The following is a 20,251-nucleotide window of genomic DNA, read 5'->3' on the forward strand; positions in this document are numbered from 1 at the left end:
ACGCGGAACGGGCCCGCATCTTTTCGATGCGAGCCCGTTCAAATAGGCGCAATGATATTGTGTTGCGGACTATTCGTCGCGCGTCACCTTCTCGAGCCGTTCATGCTTTTCCTGCGCTTCGAGGGTCATCGTCGCGATCGGCCGCGCTTCGAGCCGCTGCAGCGAGATCGGCTCGCCGGTCACTTCGCAATAGCCATATTCGCCGTCTTCGATGCGACGCAGCGCCGCGTCGATCTTCGAGATCAGCTTGCGCTGGCGGTCGCGCGTGCGCAGCTCGATCGACCAGTCGGTCTCGCTCGACGCGCGGTCGGTAACGTCCGGCTCGCGCAGCGATTCGCTCTGAAGGGTCTGCAGCGTCTCGCGGGCCTCGCGAAGGATGTCGTCCTTCCAGTCGAGCAGCTTCCCGCGGAAAAAGGCCAGCTGACGCGGCCCCATGAATTCTTCATCGGCGCTCGGCCGATACCCCGTCGGTAGTTCAACGTCGTCGAACACCGATGGCTCGACCTCGTCGCTCACCACGACGGCCCCGCTCCCCACGACTTCCATCCGCATACTCCCTGCCACGACATACCGTCTGTGACCGGCGCTCCGTGCCCCGCTCGCAGGACGGCCTCCCCGCCGCGGCCTATAGCGATTGCGCAAGGCGGGAACAAGTGACGGTTCGATGGTGAAACAACGGCCGTGACTCGGCGATGAACGCTCTCAGGAAAACGACCGCTGCGAACCTTCGTCCACAGCGGCCGTCCCCACAGGACTCCGGCTCTCTCAAGCCGTGCCCTTGGTCTCCGTCGAGGCGATCAGCTTCTCGATTTCGTTGGTCGGGCGGTTGGTGATGTCCTTGGCGATCTCGCCGATGATCCGCGCCTCGACCTCCTTGTGATAATGCTTGCGCAGCTCGCCGAGCGCCTTCGGCGGCGCCACCACGATCAACTGCGAGAACTCGTTCTTCAGCGCGCGCATGCGCAGCATCTCGGCGGTTTCCGCGGCGAAGCGGTCCTCCTCCAGCTGGTGGAAGTCGGTCTGCTCATAGCCGGCGACACCGCCGAGCCCGCCCGCCTGCTGGTTGCGGCCCGGCGCATCGGTGCCGATGTCGCGGGTGGCCGGAATGTCCTTCTCCTCGTGGGTGACGACTTCCAGCTTCGGATATTGCGCATCGCCGTCATTGCGGAACAGCAGCATCTTGCGGCCATCGGCGACCACGACCATCGCATCACGCGGAATCTGCATTACGAACCTCCAATCGATCAGAGGAAACAACGCACCGCGATGCGGAGCGGTTGCCGCTTGGCAAGAACGGCTCGGCCCGTCATAGCGTCGGCCCATGCACGACATTCGCTACATTCGGGCCGAACCTCAGGCGTTCGACGCCGGCCTTGCGCGCCGTGGGGTCGAGCCATCGGCCGAGCGCATCCTCGCTTATGATACCGGCCTGCGCGCCGTTCTGACCGAGCTTCAGGCCGGCCAGGCGCGCCGCAACGAGGCCTCGAAGGCGATCGGCGCCGCCAAGGCCTCGAAGGACGAAGCGACGGCGCAATCGCTGATGGCCGAGGTCGCCGCATTGAAGCAGCGCCTGCCCGAGCTCGAAATGGGCGAGCGCACGCTGACCGAGGCTCTGCAAGCAGAACTGGCCGCGCTGCCCAACATCCCAGTCGCCGAGGTGCCCGAGGGCAGCGACGAGGCCGGCAACCAGCTCGTCCACACCCGCGGCGAGAAGCGCGACCTCGGTTTCGAGCCGCGCGACCATGATGCGATCGGCGCGCCGCTCGGCCTCGATTTCGACGCCGCCGCGGCGATCTCTGGCAGCCGCTTTGCCGTGATGAAGGGCGGCATCGCCCGGCTCCATCGCGCGCTCGGCCAGTTCATGCTCGACCTGCAGACGCGCGAGCATGGCTATACCGAGGTGATGCCGCCGCTGCTGGTGCGTGACGAAGCCGTGTTCGGCACCGGCCAGCTACCGAAGTTTGCCGACGATCTGTTCCGCACCACCGACGGCCGCTGGCTGATCCCGACCGCCGAGGTGTCGCTGACCAACCTGGTGCGCGAGCGCATCCTGTCGGGCGACGAGCTGCCGCTGCGCTTCACCGCGCTGACGCAATGCTTCCGCTCCGAAGCCGGCGCCGCCGGACGCGACACGCGCGGCATGATCCGCCAGCACCAGTTCGAGAAGGTCGAGCTGGTGTCGATCACGTCGCCGGAGCAATCGGACGAAGAGCATGAGCGGATGACCGCCTGCGCCGAAGCGGTGCTCGACCGGCTCGGCCTCGCCTATCGCCGCATGCTGCTCTGCACCGGCGACATGGGCTTCACCGCGCGCAAGACCTACGACCTCGAGGTCTGGCTGCCCGGCGCCGGCCAGTATCGCGAGATCAGCTCCTGCTCCAACTGCGGCGACTTTCAGGGCCGCCGCATGAACGCGCGCTTCAAGCGCGACGGCGACAAGGGCACCACCTTCGTCCACACCCTGAACGGCTCGGGCCTCGCGGTCGGCCGCACGCTCGTCGCGGTGCTGGAAACCTACCAGCAGGCCGACGGCTCGGTGGCGATCCCCGACGCGCTCCACCCCTATATGGGCGGGCTCAACCGGCTGGAGCCGACGGCATGAGGATCCTCGTCACCAACGACGACGGCGTCCACGCGCCGGGCATCGAAATCCTCGAGGCGATCGCCCGCGAACTGTCCGATGACGTGTGGATCGTCGGCCCCGCCGAGGAACAGTCGGGCGCTGGCCACTCGCTGACGCTCGCCGACCCGGTGCGCATCCGCCAGCTGTCCGATCGCCGCTATGCGGTGCGCGGCACGCCGACCGATAGCGTCATGCTCGGCATCGGCATCGTGTTGAAGGATCTGCGCCCCGATCTCGTGCTGTCGGGCGTCAACCGCGGCGCCAACCTCGCCGAGGACGTCACCTATTCGGGCACCGTCTCGGCGGCGATGGAGGGCACGCTTGCCGGCATCCCGTCGATCGCGCTCAGCCAGACCTTCTGGCACCAGGAAGGCGAGTTCGAGCCCTTCGCCTGCGCGCGCGCTTGGGGCGCGAGCGTCGTGCGCGCGCTGTTGAAGAGCGGCTGGCCGAAGGGCGTGCTGATCAACGTCAACTTCCCGCCGATCGGCCCCAGCGAGGTGCGCGGCGTCCGCGTCACCGAGCAGGGCTTCCATGATTATGGCCGCCTCATCATTGAGGAGCGGCAGGACATGCGCGGTACGCCCTATTACTGGTTCGGCCTCGGCCCAGATGCGACGCAGCCGGGGCACGAGACCGACCTGAAGGCGATCCGCGAGGGCTATATCTCGGTGACGCCGCTGCACCTCGACCTCACCCATTACCCGACGATCGCCGGCCTGCGCGACGCGCTCGCCGACTTCGCCGCGCCGGGCAAGGCCGGCTGACCATGACGCGGGGGCTTCTCCTCGCGCTGCTGCTGGGGCTCGCCGCCTGCAGCACGCCCGAGCCCCCCAGGCCGGCCCCGCGCCCCGCGCCGGTCGCCGCCAAGCCCACCCCGAAGCCCGCCTGGGTGCCGCGCAAGGTCGTCGCCGATGGCCGCGAGGTCGCAGCAAGCCGAGTCACCGTCGCGGCGGGCGACAGCCTCAGCCGCATCGCGCAACGCACCGGCACTGGCGTCGGCGCGCTCGCCGCCGAGAATAACCTGTCGGCGCCCTTCACGCTTCGCCCCGGCCAGGTGATCCGCATCCCCGCCGGCCGCTATCACAGCGTCAAACCGGGCGAGACCGGCATCACTATCGCGCAGGCCTACGGCGTGCGCTGGAGCACCGTCGTCACCGCCAACCGCCTGTCGCCGCCTTACACGCTGGAAGTCGCTGACGTGTTGCGGCTGCCGGCCAAGCAGGTCGTGGCGACGATGACGCTCGAAGAGCGTGCCAAGGCCTACACGCTCGACATCGACGACCTGATCACCGGCTCCGAGCCGGCCGCCCCCGCCCGCCCCGTCGCCACCGCGACGGCGAGCGCGCCGCGGCCGCCGGCACCGAAGCCGGTCGCCGAACCCGCTGCTTTCACCGGCCGCTTCGTCTGGCCGCTCGAAGGCCGCATCCTCTCCAGCTTTGGCGCCAAGCCCGCCGGCCGCTACAATGACGGCATCAACATCAAGGCCAACGCCGGCACGCCGATCAAGGCGGCCGCCGACGGGATCGTCGCCTACGCCGGCGACGGGATCGCGGGCTTCGGCGGGCTGGTGCTGCTGAAGCATGGCGACGGCTGGGTCACCGCCTATGCGCATGCCGAGGAGCTGCTGGTCGCGCGCGGCGATACGGTGAAGCGCGGCGATCTCATCGCCCGCGCCGGCGCGACCGGGTCGGTCGACGAGCCGCAGCTTCATTTCGAGATCAGGCGGGGCCGCACCCCGGTCAATCCGGTGCCGCTGCTCCCCAAGTCCGCTTCCTGACGCGCGTCGCGCCGCGGACGGGCATCGGCGCCTGGGCGACATTTTGCGCGGGCGCGCGGCGGAAACGCCGGTTGGTCGGGCCAGCCGGATGGTGTAAAGCCCCGCGCCCATGACCCTACCCGTCACCCTCCCCTTGCCGCCGAAGGTCGGCATGGTGTCGCTCGGCTGCCCCAAGGCGCTGGTCGACAGCGAACGCATCCTGACCAAGCTCAGGAGCGACGGCTACGCCATGTCCGCCGACTATGCCGGCGCCGACGTCGTGCTGGTCAACACCTGCGGCTTCCTCGATTCCGCCAAGGAAGAGAGCCTGGCCGCCATCGGCGAGGCGATCGCCGAGAACGGCCGCGTCATCGTCACGGGCTGCATGGGCAACGAGGCGGACGTGATCCGCGCCAAGTTTCCGCAGGTGCTCGCCGTCACCGGCGCCGCCCAGTACGAGCAGGTGGTATCAGCTGTCCATGAGGCGGCGCCGCCGGTGCCGTCGCCGTTCGTCGACCTTGTCCCCGAGGGCGGGCTGAAGCTGACGCCGCGCCACTACAGCTATCTGAAGATTTCGGAAGGCTGCAATCACCGCTGCAAATTCTGCATCATCCCGTCGATCCGCGGTGATCTCGTCAGCCGACCGGCGAATGCGGTGGTGCGCGAGGCGGAAAAGCTGGTCGGCGCCGGTACGAAGGAACTGCTGGTCATCAGCCAGGACACCTCGGCCTACGGCGTCGATATCCGCCACGCGACCTCGGCGCTGCACGGCCGCGACATCCGCGCCCACGTCACCGATCTTGCGCGCGAGCTGGGGCAGAGCGGCGCCTGGGTGCGCCTCCACTATGTCTATCCCTATCCGCACGTCGACGAGTTGATCCCGCTGATGGCGCAGGGGCTAATCCTCCCCTATCTCGACATCCCCTTCCAGCACGCCTCGCCGACGGTGCTGCGCGCGATGCGCCGCCCGGCGAACGAGGCGAAGGTGCTGGAGCGCATCCGCCGCTGGCGCGACATCTGCCCCGACATCGCGCTGCGCTCGACCTTCATCGTCGGCTTCCCCGGCGAGACCGAGGAAGATGTCGCTTACCTGCTCGACTGGCTGGAGGAAGCGCAGCTCGATCGGGTCGGCTGCTTCAAATATGAGGCGGTCGAGGGTGCTGCGGCCAACGAGCTGCCGGGCGCCGTTCCCGAGGACGTGAAGCAGGCGCGATGGGAGCGCTTCATGGCGACCCAGGCGCGCATCTCCGCCGCCAAGCTGCAGGCGAAGATCGGCCGCACGCTCGACGTCATCATCGACGAGGTCGACGATGAGGGCGGCGCCACCGGCCGCTCGAAGGCCGACGCGCCCGAGATCGACGGGCAGGTGCATCTGCGCGATGCGGGCGGCCTCAAGCCCGGCGACATCATCAGCGCCGAGATCGAGGACGCCGACGACTACGATCTGTTCGGCGTTCCCACGGAAGGACCGAGATGACCGACTTCGCCTCGCTGCTGCAGCCCGATCGCCAGCAGGAGGCGCGGACGGTGCATGTCGTCGATGCCAAGGGCTTCGACGCCTGGCTCGGCGCACAATCGGCGCGGGCGCGCGGCGCGGCGGAGGCAGCGCGCTTCAAGGGCAAGGCGGGCGAGTTCGCGCTGCTGCCCGGTGACGGCGCGAACGACTGGGCCGTCGCGGTCGGCGTCAAGGATGCCGCCAAGCTCGCCCCCTGGGATCTGGCCGGCGCCGTCGCGCGCCTGCCGGCCTGCAGCTACCGCCTCGCCGATGGTCGCCCCGGCGCCGCCGCGCTCGGCTGGCTGCTCGCCCACTACAAGTTCGACCGCTACCTTTCCGACAAGAAGCCGGTCGACAGCCGCGTGCTGCTGACCAGCGATCCCGCGACGGCTGAAGATGTGGTCCGCCTCGCACAGGCGACCGCGCTGGTTCGCGACCTCGTCAACACGCCCGCCGAAGACCTCGGCCCGTCCGAACTCGCCGCCGCCGCCGAGGCGCAGGCCGCCGAGTTCGGCGCCAGGATCAAGGTCGTGCAGGGCGAGGCGCTGAAGGATGGCTTCCCGGCGGTCCATGCCGTGGGCCGCGCCGCCGACAAGGCGCCGCGCCTCATCGACCTGAGCTGGGGCGACGCTTCGCACCCGAAGCTGACGCTCGTCGGCAAGGGCGTCTGCTTCGATTCGGGCGGCCTCGACATCAAGCCCGCCTCCGGCATGGCGACGATGAAGAAGGACATGGGCGGCGCCGCGCATGCGCTGGCGATGGCTCGCCTGATCATGCAGGCGAAGCTGCCGGTGCGCCTTCGCCTCATCATCCCTGCGGTCGAAAACGCCATCTCCGGCAACGCTTTCCGCCCCGGCGACATCCTCGCCACCCGCAAGGGCGTGTCGGTCGAGATCGGCAACACCGACGCCGAAGGCCGCCTTATCCTTTGTGACGCGCTGGCGTTGGCGCAGGAGGACAAGCCGGACCTCATCCTCGACTTCGCCACCCTAACCGGCGCCGCCCGCGTCGCGCTCGGCCCCGAGCTGCCGGCGCTGTTCGCCAACGACGACGGCATCGCCGACGCCATTCTCACCGCCGGGCGTGAGGTGAGCGACCCCCTGTGGCGGCTGCCGTTGTGGGAGCCCTATCGCGACATGCTGAAGTCGGAGGTTGCCGACATCAACAACGCCGGCGAGGGCGGCTTTGCCGGCGCGATCACCGCCGCCCTTTTCCTCGCGAAGTTCGTCGAGGCGAAGACGCAATGGGCGCATGTCGACCTGTTCGCGTGGCAGCCCGCCTCGAAGCCGGGCCGGCCCAAGGGCGGCGAAGCGATGACCCTACGAGCATTTTTCCGCTTCCTTGAAGGGCGTTACCGCCGCCCGGCGTGAATCTGAACGACGTTTCGCAACGGAAACGCCGCTGGCCCGTTATTCATCTGACTGTTGAGTAAGCGTAACGCGTTCCGGCTGTGTTGCCGGGCGCCAGAGTAGAGGATGCGTATATGGCTTCGGAAACGCAGCGGAGCGGTCACGCGCTTGAGCCGTTGGCGGAGTGGATGAGCACGCTCATCGGCTACGTCCAGTCGGCTCGCCCGGACCTCACCAATCGCCAGATGGCACTGTTGATGCTGGTCTACCTGACCGACGGCCCCCACACCGTCCGTGGTCTCGCGGCCAAACTGCGGGTGTCGAAGCCCGTCGTCACGCGCGCCTTGAATACGCTGGGCGCGCTCGGCTACCTTCGCCGCCAGAAGGACGAGAGCGACCTGCGCAACATCTTCGTCGAACGGACCCAGACGGGGACCCAGTTCCTCGAGGAGTTCGCCGGCCTGATCGAGCGGGCGGAAAAGAATGGCGCCAATCGGCAGCGCAGCAAGCAGGACGAGTCCCGTACCACCCACTAGGGTGGTGCGGCTCGCCGGCGCGTCGCCGGTCCTCGACCACCGGGTCTGCGCCTTTCGGCGCGACCTGGCGGATGTGGCGGTGGCCGGCGACTATGCCGCCGCCGCCTACGCCCAGCCGCAAAAAATGAGCTGCATCGCCTCGCGCGCCATGGTGCGCGAGGCGCCGCGCGTTGACGCGGGCGCGGGCAGCGAACTGCTGCGCGGCGAGCCGTTCCTCGCCATGGAGGTTGGCGGCGAATGGGCCTGGGGCTATTGCGGCGCCGACCGCTATGTCGGCTATGTCCCGGCCGCCGCCATCGGCGCGGCCACCGCTCCCACCCACCGCATCTCGACACCGAGCGGCTTGATCTTCGGCAATGCCGATGTCCGCGCCGCGCATGTCGGCGAGTTGCCGATGGGTTCGCTGGTCGTCGCGACGGGACGTGAGGGCGCGTTTCACGTCACCGACATCGGCTTCATCCATCATCGGCATCTTACCCCGATCGGCGAAGCTGCCCCCGACTGGGTCGCGGTTGCCGAGCAGTTCGTCGGCACGCCCTATCTCTGGGGCGGCCGCACCCGCTCGGGCATCGACTGCTCAGGGCTGGTGCAAATGGCGCTCGGTGCCGGCGGCATCGCGGCACCGCGCGACAGCGATATGCAGCTCGCGGCCCTTGGGAAGCCCGTCGAGACGCCGAAGCGCGGCGACCTTGCCTTCTTCCGGGGCCATGTCGGCATCATGATCGACGAGACCAACCTGTTGCACGCCAACGCGTACTGGATGGCGACGGTCATCGAGCCGCTGGAACTGGTGGCCACCCGGTCGGGCGGCGATCAACGGCCGCTGATCGGCCTCCGGCGGCTATAGCTCGCCGCGCGCCCGGCGGATCGCCCGCCACTTCACGACGTTGCGGTTATGCTCGGCCAGGCTGTTGGCGAACACATGGCCGCCGGTGCCGTCCGCCACGAAATACAGCGCCTCGGTCGGCTGCGGGTCGAGCACCGCTGCGATCGATTCGCGCCCCGGATTGGCGATCGGCCCGTCGGGCAGGCCGGGGCGCACATAGGTGTTGTAGCCGTTGTCGGCGCGCAGCTCCGACCGGCGGATGCGGCGGCCGAGCGGCTTGCCCTTGGTGATCGGGTAGATGACCGTCGGGTCGGCATCGAGCTTCATGCCGATGCGGAGGCGGTTGGAATAGACGCCCGCCACCATGCGCCGCTCGGACGGCTTGCCGGTTTCCTTTTCGACCACCGCCGCCAAGGTGATCGCCTCCTCAGGGGTCTTCACCACCGTCGTCGGCTTTCGCGTCCCCCATAGGTCGGTCAGCACCTTGTCCATCGCCGCCTGCATGCGCGCGACCACCTTCGCCCGCGGCTCGCCGCGCTCGAAGGCATAGGTATCGGGCAGGATCGAGCCCTCCGCCGGCACCGGCACCTCGCCGGTCAGCGTGTCGATCGCCATCAGCCGCTCGTGGACGAGGATCGACGGCATGCCCTCGGGCACGGTGATCCGGTACTGCAGCGCCTCGCCGCCCTGCAGGATGTCGAGCACGGCTTCCGCACTTGCCCGCTTCGGGATTTCATATTCGCCGAACTTGATCGGCGTGGTGCCGCCGAGCAGCCGCGCATTCACCCGGAACAGCTTCGCCGAACGGATGACCCCCGCCTTTTCGAGCTGTGCCGCCGCGGAATAGACCGAGCTTCCCCGGTCGATCTGCACGCGCACGTCCCGATGATGCGGGCCGGGGCCGTACCAGCCGCCCAGCACGAACAGCAGCGCGCCGACGCCGAGCGCGATGGCAGCGATGAACAGTGAACGAAGCTTCACGCCGCGGACCTCTCACTCTTCATCCGGCCTGCTCCTCTATCGTCATCCCCGCGAAGGCGGGGATCCATTCACTCAGGCGTCGGCGGTAATGGATCCCCGCCTGCGCGGGGATGACGATGTAGAATATTCGATGCCCCGGTCGGGTTAGACCAGTTTCATCGCCAGCGAGGCGTTGGTGCCGCCGAAGCCGAAGCTGTTGTTCAGCACTGCGCGAATCTTCCGCTCCTTCGCCTGGTTCGGCACGAGATCGACGCCCTGGCAGCCTTCCGACGGATTCTCGAGGTTGATCGTCGGCGGGGCGACCTGATCGCGCATGGCGAGCAGGCAGAAGATCGCCTCGACCGCGCCGGCGCCGCCGAGCAGGTGGCCGATCGCCGACTTGGTCGACGACATCGACACATTGTCCATCGCCGAGCCGAACAGGCGGCGCACCGCGCCGAGCTCGATCTCGTCGCCGAGCGGCGTCGAGGTGCCGTGGGCGTTGATGTAGTCGATGTCGGCCGGCGAGAAGCCCGCCTTCTTCAGCGCGTTCTGCATGGCGCGGAAGCCGCCCTGGCCTTCTTCGTGCGGCGCGGTGACGTGATAGGCGTCGCCCGTCAGGCCATAGCCGACGATTTCGCCGTAGATTTTAGCACCGCGCTTCTTGGCGCGCTCATATTCCTCGAGCACCACCACACCGGCGCCCTCGCCCATGACGAAACCGTCGCGATCCTTGTCATAGGGGCGCGAGGCGCGCTCGGGCTGGTCGTTGAACGCGGTCGAAAGCGCGCGCGCCTGCGCAAAGCCGGCGATGCCCAGCGGGCAGATCGCGCTCTCGGCGCCGCCCGCCAGCATGATTTCGGCGTCGTCGAGCGCGATCATCCGCGCCGCGTCGCCGATCGAGTGGGCGCCGGTCGAGCAGGCGGTGACCACCGCATGGTTCGGGCCGCGCAGGCCGTATTTGATCGAAACCTGGCCCGAGACGAGGTTGATGAGGCGGCCGTGCACGAAGTGCGGGCTGACGCGGCGCGGGCCCTTTTCGTGAAGGACGATCGATTCCTTCTCGATGCCCGGCAGGCCGCCGATGCCCGAGCCGATCGACACGCCGGCGCGGAAGGATTCCTCTTCGGTAAGGTCGGTGAGGCCGGCATCCTCGATCGCCTGCCCGGCGGCGTCGATGCCGAACTGGATGAACAGGTCGACCTGGCGCTGCACCTTGTGGTCGACGCGCTTGTTCACGTCCCAGGTGCCGTTGGTGCCGTCGCCGTTCTTCACCTCGGCGGCGATCTTGCAGACATAGCCCTCGCCCGACGCATCGAAGCGGGTCAGGCGGCCGGCGCCGGACTTGCCGGCGAGGATGTTCGACCAGGAGGTTTCGACGTCGCCGCCAAGCGGCGTTACGAGGCCCAATCCGGTTACGACAACACGGCGCATGACGCTTTTCCCTTCTATCGGGGGCAGATAGACGAACGGCTCCCCGGCCTTAGCCGGAGAGCCGCCCCAAGTCACGTTGAACACGCATCCAGCTTAGCTGGCGGCATGCTCCTGAATGTAGCTGATCGCGTCCTTCACGGTGAGAATCTTCTCGGCCGCGTCGTCGGGGATCTCCACACCGAACTCTTCCTCGAACGCCATGACCAGCTCGACGGTGTCGAGGCTGTCGGCGCCCAGATCGTCGATGAAGCTTGCGTCCTCGGTGACCTTGTCGGCCTCGACGCCCAGATGCTCCACAACGATCTTCTTCACGCGATCTGCGACGTCGCTCATGAGATAGTCCCTTCGTTAATCTTGGCTCCAGCCACTAGCTTTGCCTCTCAACGCTGACAAGCCCCAGACGTTGCCTGAAGCACACAGCTCAGATCATCGCCATCCCGCCGTTGACGTGCAAGGTCTGCCCCGTGACATAGGCGGCTTCGCGTGACGCGAGATAGACGACGGCGGCGGCGATCTCCTCGCCGGTGCCCATCCGCCCGGCGGGGATTCGCGCGTTCAGCGCCTCTTTCTGCGCGTCGGGCAGCGCGTCGGTCATCGCCGAGACGATGAAGCCCGGCGCGACGCAGTTGATCGTGACGTTGCGGCTGGCGACCTCCTGCGCCATCGCCTTCGACATGCCGATCAGGCCCGCCTTCGACGCGGCATAATTGGCCTGCCCCGGGTTGCCGGTGACGCCGACCACCGAGGTGACCGAGATGATGCGGCCGAAGCGCGCCTTCATCATCGGCTTCATCGAGGCGCGGGCGAGGCGGAAGGCGGCTTCGAGGTTGACGCGGATCACCTGATCCCACTCCTCGTCCTTCATCCGCATCGCGAGATTGTCGCGGGTGACGCCGGCGTTATTGACGAGGATGTCGAGCCCGCCCAGTGCCTCGACCGCCTGCGGCACCAGCGCGTCGACCGCGGCGGCGTCGGACAGATTGCAGGGCAAAATCACGGTATCGCCGCCGATTTCGTCGGCGACCGCCTGCAGCGCCTCGGCGCGGGTACCCGACAGCGCGACGCGCGCGCCGTGCGAAGCGAGCGCCTTGGCGACCGCCGAGCCGATGCCGCCCGATGCGCCGGTGACCAGCGCCTTCATTCCGGTGAGGTCGAACATTCTCGATCCTTCCTTCTTTCCCCCGTCATCCTGACGCAAGTCAGGATCTCATCGGGAGCGGGCACCTTTGCGTACCCTTTGGAGATCCTGACTTTCGTCAGGATGACATGCCTTTAGGTTAGAGCGTGGCCGCGAAGGCCTCGATGTCGGCCATGGTGACGAGGCTCGTGGTCGTCGTATAGGGCTCGATGCGCTTGATCATCGGGCCGAGCACCTTGCCGCCGAACTCGACGAAGCCGTCGACACCGAGCCCGGCCATCGCCGACACGCTCTCGCGCCAGCGCACCATGCCGGTCACCTGTTCCACCAGCAGGCGGCGGATATCATCAGGCGACGCGACGGCCGCGGCGGTGACGTTGGCGACCAGCGGCACAAACGGCGCGCGAATCTCGGCGTCGGCCAGCGCCTTTGCCATCGCGTCGGCGGCCGGCTGCATCAGCGCGCAGTGAAACGGCGCCGAGACGGGCAGCAGGATGCCGCGCTTGGCGCCCTTCCCTTTGGCGATCTCGATGGCGCGCTCGACGGCGGCCTTGTGGCCCGAAATGACCACCTGCCCCGGCGCGTTGTCGTTCGCCGCCGAGCAGACCTCGCCCTGTGCCGCCTCGGCCGCCGCGGCCTGCGCCGGCTCGAGGTCGAGGCCGAGCAGTGCCGCCATGGCGCCCTTGCCGACCGGCACCGCCGCCTGCATCGCCTGTCCGCGCAGCTTCAGCAGCTTCGCCGTCTGCGACAAGGTCAGCGAGCCCGCCGCACACAGCGCGCTATATTCGCCGAGCGAATGGCCTGCGACATAGTCGGCCTTGTCGGCGAGCAGGATCTTGCCCTCCTGCTCCAGCACACGCAGCGCCGCGATCGAGGCGGCCATGATCGCCGGCTGAGCGTTCTCGGTAAGCGTCAGCTGGTCTTCGGGCCCCTCGAACATCAGCGTCGAAAGCTTCTGCCCCAGCGCGTCGTCGATTTCCTCGAATACCGCGCGGGCGGCGGCCGACGCCTCGGCAAGCGCCTTGCCCATCCCGACCGCCTGACTGCCCTGCCCCGGGAAAATGAATGCGCGAGCCATATCGGCGACGCTCCCTCGTTATTTTCGGTTGGCGAGCGGATTACGGCGCGCGACATCGTTTCGCAAGGCAAGGCCCTATCAAGCTATTTGCGTCTCGCGCCTGATTGGATAAGGTCCGCTCCGATCTGCGGGACGGGCACGGTTCAGCCGTTCATCCAGCGGCCATTCGTTCTTACTTATAAGGGAGAGGTTCGACGCCTCTCCTCTGGTGAGGCAGTGGCGTCGAGGAGGGAGTGCCGGCGTACCAGGCCCGCGGCACGTTAAACGAAGAGGACAGACATGAAGCTTGTTTCCCGTCTCGCCATCGTTGCGGCCCTTGGGCTTGCCGCGCCGCTGGGTGCCGCTCACGCTCAGGCGGTTTCGCCCGCCGTCGGCAAGGCGCTGCAGAGCGCGTCGAGCGCTGCTGCCCGTGGCAACACCGCCGCGGCGACTGCCGCGGTCAACCAGGCGCGCTCGGCCGCCAGCAGCGCGCATGAGCGCAGGAAGGTCGCCGAGATGGCGGCCTACGTCTACACGCGCGGCGGCCAGTTCGCCCGCGCCGCCTCGGAGCTCGAATCGGTCGGCGCCTCGCCGCGTCAGCTCGCCCCGCTCTATTATCGCTCGGGCAACTACGCCAAGGCGATCTCGGCGGCGAACCGCGCCGGCGGCACCGACATGCAGGTGATCGTCGGCCAGTCATATCTGAAGACCGGCGAGTTCGGTAAGGCGGTCGGTGTCTACGAGCGGCTGTCGCGCAGCAACCCGAAGTATCTCGAGAACCTCGCCGCCGCCCAGTACAAGTCGGGCGACAAGAAGTCCTATCTTGCCACCACCGAGCGGCTGATCAAGTTCGACCCGTCGCCGGCGCGCTGGAAGACGCTGCTCGTCGACCTGAAGCAGGAAAAGATGTCGCGCGACGCGAAGCTCGCCCTGTTCCAGCTGATGGACGAGACCAACAACATCAGCAATCCGCAGGATTTCGCCGAATACGCCAAGCTCGCGATCGTCGCCAACCAGCCGGGCGTCGCCAAGCGCGCGCTCGACGAGGCGAAGGCGGCGAACGCGATCGGCACCGCCGACGCGCAGACCACCGCGCTGCTGACCGCCGCGGCCCAGCGCTCGGCGCAGGCGACTGCCGCGCTGCCGAAGCTGCCGCAGACGCCGGCGGGCTTCCTGACCGCGGGCCACACCTATATGGGCACCGGCGACTGGGCGAAAGCCTCGGCCGCCTACACTAAGGCAGTCGCCGGCGGCGGCGCGCAGGCTGATCAGGCCCGCGTGCAGCTCGGCATCGCGCAGGTTCGCGCCGGCCAGGCGGCGGCTGCCCGCACGACGTTCGGCGCGGTTCCCGCGACCAGCCCGTACAAGGACGTCGCGGCGTTGTGGTCGCTCTATGCGAGCACCCGTCGCGGCTAACGCTCTGGCGGACTCGGGGTTGCCTTAGACCCCGGATTGCGTCATAGGGCGCACCGGTTCCGGCGGCAGCTAACCCTGCCGCCGGTTTCCGTTTTGAAGCAAGCCGGAGGGGTGACGGATCCGCCGTCACCAGCGATCGGTAACAGGAGAGCACACATGCCGTTGTACGAGCATGTCTTCCTGGCGCGCCAGGATCTGGCGACGAACCAGGTAGACGCCCTCGCCGAGGCCTTCACGAAGGTCCTCGAAGAAGGTCAGGGCAAGGTCACGAAGACCGAATATTGGGGCCTGCGCACGCTGGCCTACCGCATCAGCAAGAACCGCAAAGCGCACTATGTGCTGCTGAACGTCGACGCCCCGGCGCCGGCGCTGGCGGAGCTGGAGCGCCAGGTCGGCCTCAACGAGGACGTGATCCGCTTCCAGACCATCCGCGTCGACGAGCATGAGGGCGAGCCCTCGGCCATGATGCGCAAGAGCGACCGTGACGATCGCGGCGGCCGTGGCGGCCGTGGCCCGGGTGGCGGCGGTGGTTTCCGTGGCGACCGTGGCCCGCGTGAGGACCGTGGTCCGCGCGAAGATCGTGGCCCGCGTGGCGACTTCGGCGGCGAGCGCGCTCCGCGCGCGGCTGCTGGCGGCGAGGAGTAATCGACAATGGCACGCCCGTTTTTCCGCCGTCGCAAGAGCTGCCCCTTCTCGGGAGCCAATGCGCCGAAGATCGACTACAAGGATGTCCGTCTGCTCCAGGGCTTCGTCTCGGAGCGGGGCAAGATCGTCCCGTCGCGCATCACCGCGGTGTCCACCAAGAAGCAGCGTGAGCTGGCCAAGGCGATCAAGCGCGCCCGCCACCTCGGCCTGCTTCCGTACCTCGTGAAGTAAGGAGGCGGACATGGCTATGGATGTGATCCTTCTCGAGCGCGTCGAAAAGCTCGGCAACATCGGCGACGTCGTCGCGGTGAAGCCCGGTTTCGCGCGCAACTTCCTCCTGCCGCGCGGCAAGGCGCTGCGCGCCAACGAGGCGAACCGCAAGCGGTTCGAAGCCAACCGCACGCAGATCGAAGCCGACAACGCCAAGCGGCGTGAGACGGCCGAGGTCGATTCGAAGGGCCTCGAAGGCAAGAAGATCGTCCTGATCCGTCAGGCGTCGAATGCCGGCGCCCTGTACGGTTCGGTGTCGGCTCGCGACCTCGCCGAGGCGCTCGTCGCCGACGGCGCCAAGGTGGCGAAGAACCAGATCCAGCTCGACACGCCGATCAAGACCCTGGGCATCCACGACGTTCGCGTCGCGCTGCACCCGGAAGTCTCGGTGAACGTCCAGGTGAACGTCGCGCGTTCGCCGGAAGAGGCTGATCTGCAGAGCCAGGGCATCGACATCAACGCCGAGTTCTTCGAGCGTGATGCCGCCGGCTTCACCGAGGACTATGATCCGAACGCCGAGCCGGGCGTCGTCGAAGCCGACGATGCCGAGGGCGATGCGCCGGAGGCGACCGAGGAAGCCTGAGGCTTTCCCGATCGGTGAACTGAAGAACGGCCGTGCAGCGATGCGCGGCCGTTCTTCATTCCGGGCTTGTCGCCCTTTCGGCGGCATGATGTAGTCGGGTCAGAGAGGTTCCCGACAAGGGAGAAGGGCGTGCAGGCGGGGGCGCTGACGCGGATCGGCGGCGAATATGCCGACCGAGAACGCGAGCGGAGATTCAGGACGGGGCGGCTGCACGAAACGCTGCGGCATGCCCGGCTGCTGTTCATGTTGTCCTTCGTCCTCAACGGCTTTTTCCTGATCAGCGACTGGCGCTTCGAGGGCACGCCGCATTTCTGGGTGGCGGTGCCCGCGCGCTTCGCGGTCATCGCGCTGGCGCTGGTCTGCGTCTTCCTCATCGGCCGCGCCCGCGACTTCATCGCCGCCGAACGGGTGATGGCGCTGTGGATGTGGGTCAACGCCGCTGCTGTCGCCCTGCTGGTCAGCTCGCAGAGCGACATCGCCTTCTTCGTGGTGATGATGCTGCCGGCGATCTACTGGCTCGCCGTTCCCACCTCTTTCACCGTCGCCGCCGCCTCGGGGATCGGCTGCAGCGCGATGATGCTGCTCGGCTATCTGCTGCCCGATCCCAACCACCCGACTGCGGTCGGCTTCATCATGGCGATGGTCATGTACAATGCGATGCTGTGGATGGTGCAGCAGCGCTACAACCGGCTGGTCAGGGTGGAGGCCTATACCAACGAGCGGCTGACGCGGAGCACCGAGGCGCTGGAAACGGTGTTCATGGCGAGCCCGGTGCCGATGGTGGTCAACTCCCGCCGCGACGGCCATCTGATGTACGTCAACCAGCTCGCCCGCCGCTTCTTCGGGGCGGATTCGCCGCTCGGCATGAAGTCGCTGCAGCATCTGTTCGTGAACCCCGCCGATCGCGAGGCGGTGCTGCGCAAGGTCGCCGAGACGGGCAGCGTCCACAGCCATGAACTGCAGATCCGCGACCCCAAGGGGAAAATCCGCGACGTGCTGATCTCGACGATCGGCGTCGATGTCGGCGACGAGCCGGCATGGATGACCGGCGTTATCGACATCACCCATATGAAGGCCGTCGAGGCCAATCTCGCGAAGCTCGCCCGCACCGACACGCTGACCGGCCTCGCCAACCGCAGCCACTTCTTCGACGCCGCCGAGGCCGCAGTGACCGCCGCGCAGGCCGACGGCAGCCCGCTCGGCGTGATGATGATCGACCTCGACCATTTCAAGCGGGTCAACGACAGCCACGGCCACGACGCCGGCGACCGCGCGCTGAAGCTGATCGCCGATCAGTTGCGCGCCACGCTGCCGCCCGAAACGGCCATCGCCCGGCTGGGCGGCGAGGAGTTCGCGGCGCTGCTGCCGGGCCTCAGCGGCGGTCGCCTGAGCGCAGAGGCGGAGGCGCTGCGCAAGGCCATCGAGAGCTGCGAGGCCACCGGCGTCGCCGAAGGGGTCTGCTTCACCTGCAGCATCGGCCTGTCCGAGCTGCGCGCCGGCGAATCGACGGTCGAGGCGGCGTTGTCGCGCGCCGACCGCGCGCTCTATACGGCGAAGCGCGGCGGCCGGAACTGCGTGCGCAGCGCCGAACCGGCGGGAATCGCCGATACCGCCGCCTGACTTCGCTCAAGTCACGCGTTAAGCAGGCACATGGCCGACCTTTTCAAGGATGACACCCCGCAGCCGGCGCCGGTCAGCGCCGGCCAGCCGCTCGCCGAACGGCTGCGTCCGCGCGCGCTCGGCGAGGTGGTGGGGCAGGAGCATCTCACCGGCCCGCAGGGCGCGATCGGCCGCATGGTCGAAGCGGGCAAGCTCGCCAGCCTGGTGTTCTGGGGGCCGCCCGGCACCGGCAAGACCACCATCGCCCGTCTGCTCGCCGATGCGGTCGGCCTGCGCTTCGTCGGCGTCTCGGCGGTATTTTCCGGCGTCGCCGACCTGAAGAAGGTGTTCGCCGAAGCGAGGGACCATGCCCGCGCCGGCAAGCAGACGCTTTTGTTCGTGGACGAGATCCACCGCTTCAACCGCGCCCAGCAGGACGGTTTCCTGCCCTATGTCGAGGACGGCACCGTCGTGCTGGTCGGCGCCACCACCGAGAACCCCAGCTTCGAGCTGAACGCCGCGCTTCTGTCGCGCTGTCAGGTGCTGCTCGTGAAGCGCCTCGACGAGCCGGCGCTCGACAAGCTGCTGCAGCGCGCCGAGGCCGAGGAAGGCCGGCCGCTGCCGCTCACCGACGAGGCGCGCGAGGCGTTGATCATCTCGGCCGACGGCGACGGCCGCTTTCTGCTCAACCAGGCCGAGACCTTGTTCTCGGTGAAGCTCGACGAGCCGCTGGCGCCCGAAGGGCTGCGCGACCTGCTCCACCGCCGCATGGCGGTCTATGACAAGGACCGCGAGGGGCACTACAACCTCATCTCCGCGCTGCACAAATCGCTGCGCGGTTCCGACCCGCAGGCGGCGCTCTACTATATGGCGCGCATGCTGGTGGCGGGCGAGCAGCCGCTCTACGTGCTGCGCCGGCTGGTGCGCTTCGCCAGCGAGGACATCGGCCTCGCCGATCCGCAGGCGCTGGTGCAGTGCCTCGCCGCCAAGGACGCCTACGATTTCCTGGGCTCGCCGGAGGGCGAACTGGCGATCGTGCAGGCCTGCCTCTACCTCGCCACCGCTCCCAAATCGAACGCCGCCTACATGGCGCAGAAGGCGGCGTGGCGGAGCGCGAAGGAAACCGGCTCGCTGATGCCGCCGATGAACATCGTCAACGCGCCGACGAAGCTCATGAAGAACCTCGGCTACGGCAAGGACTATGCCTACGACCATGATGCCGACGAGGGCTTTTCGGGCGACAATTACTGGCCCGAGGAGATGCGGCCGCAGACCTTCTATCGCCCGTCCGAGCGCGGCTTCGAGAAGCGCGTGAGCGAGCGGCTGGCCTATTGGGACGACCTGCGCGCGAAGAGGAACGCCGATGGATGACTGGGATGATGTCGTCGCCTTCGCGATGAAGCTGCCCGACACCGAGCTGCTGCCCTTCTACGGTACGCCGGCGCCCAAGATTAACGGCAAGGCCTTCGTCGGCCCGGGCCGGGAGGAGGGCAGCTTCTACCTGCCCGCGACGCACGACGAGAAGGCGATCCTGCTCGAGACGGACCCGGACACCTTCTGGGAGACGCCTCATTATCATGGCTATCCCGCCGTGCTCACGCGCTACGGTCGTGCCCGCGAGCGCGTCGAGATGCTCATCCAGCGGGCCTGGTGGGACCGGGCGAAGAAGGCGCAGCGCGCGGCGTTCGGGCCGCGCCCCTAGCTATCATGCGCTTCACCCGCTTCGTCGCGGTCGACTGGACCGGCGCGAAAGGCCTGCGCCACCGCGCCATCCAGGCCGCCGAGGCCGACGCCGGCGATGGCCCGCCCCGCCTGATCCGCCCCGGCCACCGCTGGTCGCGCACCGAGATCGCCGAGATGATCGACGACATCGCCGCTCGCGGCGAGCCGACCTTGATCGGCATCGACTGCTCCTTCTCGCTGCCGTTTGTCGACGAGGGCGCCTATTTCCCTGGCGACGCCCAAGAGCCTTCCGGCCCGCGCGCGCTCTGGGCCGAGATCGACCGCGTCGCCGCCGCCGAACCCGACCTCGCCGCCCACCCCTATATCGACGCCCGCCGCCGCCACTTCTGGTGCGGCGCCGCCGACGGCGTCCAGCGCAACTACTCCCGCCTGCGCCTGCCCGAGGCGCTCCATCGCGAGCGGCGCATGGGCAATCCCTGCTCGCCCTATGTGCTGGTCGGCGCCAGCCAGGTCGGCAAAGCGACCTTGTCGGGCATGCGGTTGCTGTCGCGGGTGAACATCCCGATCTGGCCGTTCGATCCGATGCCCGCGACGGGCGCGCTGCTCGTCGAAATCTACTGCCAGACCTTCGCCGTCGACGGCGGCTTCCGCGGCAAGCTCCGCACCCGCGCCCGGCTCAACGAGGCGCTCACCCGCATCGGCTCCAAGCCCGCGACCGATCTCCCCGACCAGTTCGACGACCATGTCGGCGACGCCCTCGTCTCCGCCGCGGGCTTGCGCCGCGCTGCCGCCGACTCCGCCTATTGGCACCCCGCCCCAATGACCCCCGAGGTCGCCCGAACCGAAGGCTGGACGTTCGGCATCCTGTAGCCCTCGAAACA

The 20,251-nt window shown here is 68.1% G+C and carries 22 protein-coding genes; 15 read left to right on the forward strand and 7 right to left on the reverse strand.

The genetic code is table 11. The features are described 5' to 3' along the window. Positions 1–69: 69 nt before the first annotated feature. Positions 70–546, reverse strand: a complete 477-nt coding sequence (dksA, locus tag ACFOMD_RS05300; protein WP_380857970.1) for an RNA polymerase-binding protein DksA — start codon at positions 544–546, stop codon at positions 70–72. 219 nt (positions 547–765) lie between these two features. Next, positions 766–1,227 (reverse strand): host attachment family protein, encoded by a 462-nt coding sequence (locus ACFOMD_RS05305; RefSeq protein ID WP_380857973.1) that lies wholly within the window; start codon positions 1,225–1,227, stop codon positions 766–768. Positions 1,228–1,321: 94 nt separating this feature from the next. On the opposite strand from ACFOMD_RS05305, the gene serS reads away from it, so the two are divergent. The 7 genes from serS (at position 1,322) to ACFOMD_RS05340 (ending at position 8,606) form a co-directional block, all read left to right on the forward strand. Further along, positions 1,322–2,602: a serine--tRNA ligase gene (gene serS / locus ACFOMD_RS05310; RefSeq protein ID WP_380857976.1), complete on the forward strand. Its 1,281-nt coding sequence runs from the start codon at positions 1,322–1,324 to the stop codon at positions 2,600–2,602. Then, the gene (gene surE, locus ACFOMD_RS05315) at positions 2,599–3,387 is read left to right on the forward strand and encodes a 5'/3'-nucleotidase SurE (protein WP_380857979.1); all 789 of its coding nucleotides are present in this window, start codon (positions 2,599–2,601) and stop codon (positions 3,385–3,387) included. Before serS ends, surE begins: the two co-directional genes overlap by 4 nt. A gap of 2 nt (positions 3,388–3,389) precedes the next feature. Beyond that, a complete protein-coding gene (locus ACFOMD_RS05320; protein ID WP_380857982.1) occupies positions 3,390–4,400 on the forward strand; it encodes a peptidoglycan DD-metalloendopeptidase family protein in 1,011 nt (336 codons plus the stop codon). 109 nt (positions 4,401–4,509) lie between these two features. Continuing rightward, positions 4,510–5,856, forward strand: coding sequence for a 30S ribosomal protein S12 methylthiotransferase RimO (rimO, locus tag ACFOMD_RS05325; RefSeq protein WP_380857985.1), 1,347 nt, complete (start codon positions 4,510–4,512; stop codon positions 5,854–5,856). Further along, a complete protein-coding gene (locus tag ACFOMD_RS05330) occupies positions 5,853–7,244 on the forward strand; it encodes a leucyl aminopeptidase family protein (RefSeq protein ID WP_380857988.1) in 1,392 nt (463 codons plus the stop codon). Before rimO ends, ACFOMD_RS05330 begins: the two co-directional genes overlap by 4 nt. Before the next feature lie 113 nt (positions 7,245–7,357). Beyond that, entirely contained in the window at positions 7,358–7,759 is a 402-nt protein-coding gene (locus ACFOMD_RS05335) for a MarR family winged helix-turn-helix transcriptional regulator (RefSeq protein WP_380857991.1), read from the forward strand. 4 nt (positions 7,760–7,763) lie between these two features. After that, entirely contained in the window at positions 7,764–8,606 is an 843-nt protein-coding gene (locus ACFOMD_RS05340) for a C40 family peptidase (protein WP_380857995.1), read from the forward strand. On the opposite strand, the gene mltG is transcribed toward ACFOMD_RS05340, so the two are convergent. The 5 genes from mltG to fabD form a co-directional block, all read right to left on the reverse strand. After that, a complete protein-coding gene (gene mltG / locus ACFOMD_RS05345; protein WP_380857998.1) occupies positions 8,601–9,566 on the reverse strand; it encodes an endolytic transglycosylase MltG in 966 nt (321 codons plus the stop codon). The two genes, ACFOMD_RS05340 and mltG, sit on opposite strands and share 6 nt — an antisense overlap. Positions 9,567–9,710: 144 nt before the next feature. Next, positions 9,711–10,979, reverse strand: coding sequence for a beta-ketoacyl-ACP synthase II (gene fabF, locus ACFOMD_RS05350; protein ID WP_380858001.1), 1,269 nt, complete (start codon positions 10,977–10,979; stop codon positions 9,711–9,713). Positions 10,980–11,072: 93 nt separating this feature from the next. Further along, on the reverse strand, positions 11,073–11,312 hold the full coding sequence (locus tag ACFOMD_RS05355) for an acyl carrier protein (protein ID WP_380858004.1): 240 nt from the start codon (positions 11,310–11,312) through the stop codon (positions 11,073–11,075). 88 nt (positions 11,313–11,400) lie between these two features. After that, positions 11,401–12,138, reverse strand: coding sequence for a 3-oxoacyl-[acyl-carrier-protein] reductase (gene fabG / locus ACFOMD_RS05360; protein ID WP_380858007.1), 738 nt, complete (start codon positions 12,136–12,138; stop codon positions 11,401–11,403). A gap of 118 nt (positions 12,139–12,256) precedes the next feature. Beyond that, entirely contained in the window at positions 12,257–13,195 is a 939-nt protein-coding gene (gene fabD, locus ACFOMD_RS05365) for an ACP S-malonyltransferase (protein ID WP_380858011.1), read from the reverse strand. 279 nt (positions 13,196–13,474) lie between these two features. Here fabD and ACFOMD_RS05370 point away from each other — a divergent pair, with 279 nt between their 5' ends. The 8 genes from ACFOMD_RS05370 (at position 13,475) to ACFOMD_RS05405 (ending at position 20,240) form a co-directional block, all read left to right on the forward strand. Then, positions 13,475–14,590, forward strand: a complete 1,116-nt coding sequence (locus tag ACFOMD_RS05370) for a tetratricopeptide repeat protein (RefSeq protein WP_380858014.1) — start codon at positions 13,475–13,477, stop codon at positions 14,588–14,590. Between the two features lie 156 nt (positions 14,591–14,746). Further along, the gene (gene rpsF / locus ACFOMD_RS05375) at positions 14,747–15,235 is read left to right on the forward strand and encodes a 30S ribosomal protein S6 (protein WP_380858017.1); all 489 of its coding nucleotides are present in this window, start codon (positions 14,747–14,749) and stop codon (positions 15,233–15,235) included. A 6-nt stretch (positions 15,236–15,241) separates the two neighbouring features. After that, positions 15,242–15,466 carry a 30S ribosomal protein S18 gene (rpsR, locus tag ACFOMD_RS05380; RefSeq protein ID WP_380858020.1) on the forward strand — a complete coding sequence of 75 codons (225 nt, stop codon included), beginning with the start codon at positions 15,242–15,244 and terminating at the stop codon, positions 15,464–15,466. Between the two features lie 16 nt (positions 15,467–15,482). Continuing rightward, a complete protein-coding gene (gene rplI / locus ACFOMD_RS05385) occupies positions 15,483–16,088 on the forward strand; it encodes a 50S ribosomal protein L9 (protein WP_380859567.1) in 606 nt (201 codons plus the stop codon). A gap of 129 nt (positions 16,089–16,217) precedes the next feature. Then, positions 16,218–17,708, forward strand: a complete 1,491-nt coding sequence (locus ACFOMD_RS05390; protein ID WP_380858023.1) for a GGDEF domain-containing protein — start codon at positions 16,218–16,220, stop codon at positions 17,706–17,708. 30 nt (positions 17,709–17,738) lie between these two features. After that, positions 17,739–19,058 (forward strand): replication-associated recombination protein A, encoded by a 1,320-nt coding sequence (locus ACFOMD_RS05395; protein WP_380858026.1) that lies wholly within the window; start codon positions 17,739–17,741, stop codon positions 19,056–19,058. Beyond that, a complete protein-coding gene (locus ACFOMD_RS05400) occupies positions 19,051–19,389 on the forward strand; it encodes an MmcQ/YjbR family DNA-binding protein (RefSeq protein ID WP_380858029.1) in 339 nt (112 codons plus the stop codon). The genes ACFOMD_RS05395 and ACFOMD_RS05400 overlap by 8 nt, the downstream gene beginning before the upstream one ends. A gap of 5 nt (positions 19,390–19,394) precedes the next feature. Further along, complete coding sequence (locus ACFOMD_RS05405) at positions 19,395–20,240, forward strand: hypothetical protein (RefSeq protein ID WP_380858032.1); 846 nt, start codon at positions 19,395–19,397, stop codon at positions 20,238–20,240. Positions 20,241–20,251: the final 11 nt, after the last annotated feature.

Source organism: Sphingoaurantiacus capsulatus (assembly GCF_042648405.1).
In the GTDB taxonomy this organism is placed as follows: Bacteria; Pseudomonadota; Alphaproteobacteria; order Sphingomonadales; family Sphingomonadaceae; genus Sphingoaurantiacus; species Sphingoaurantiacus capsulatus.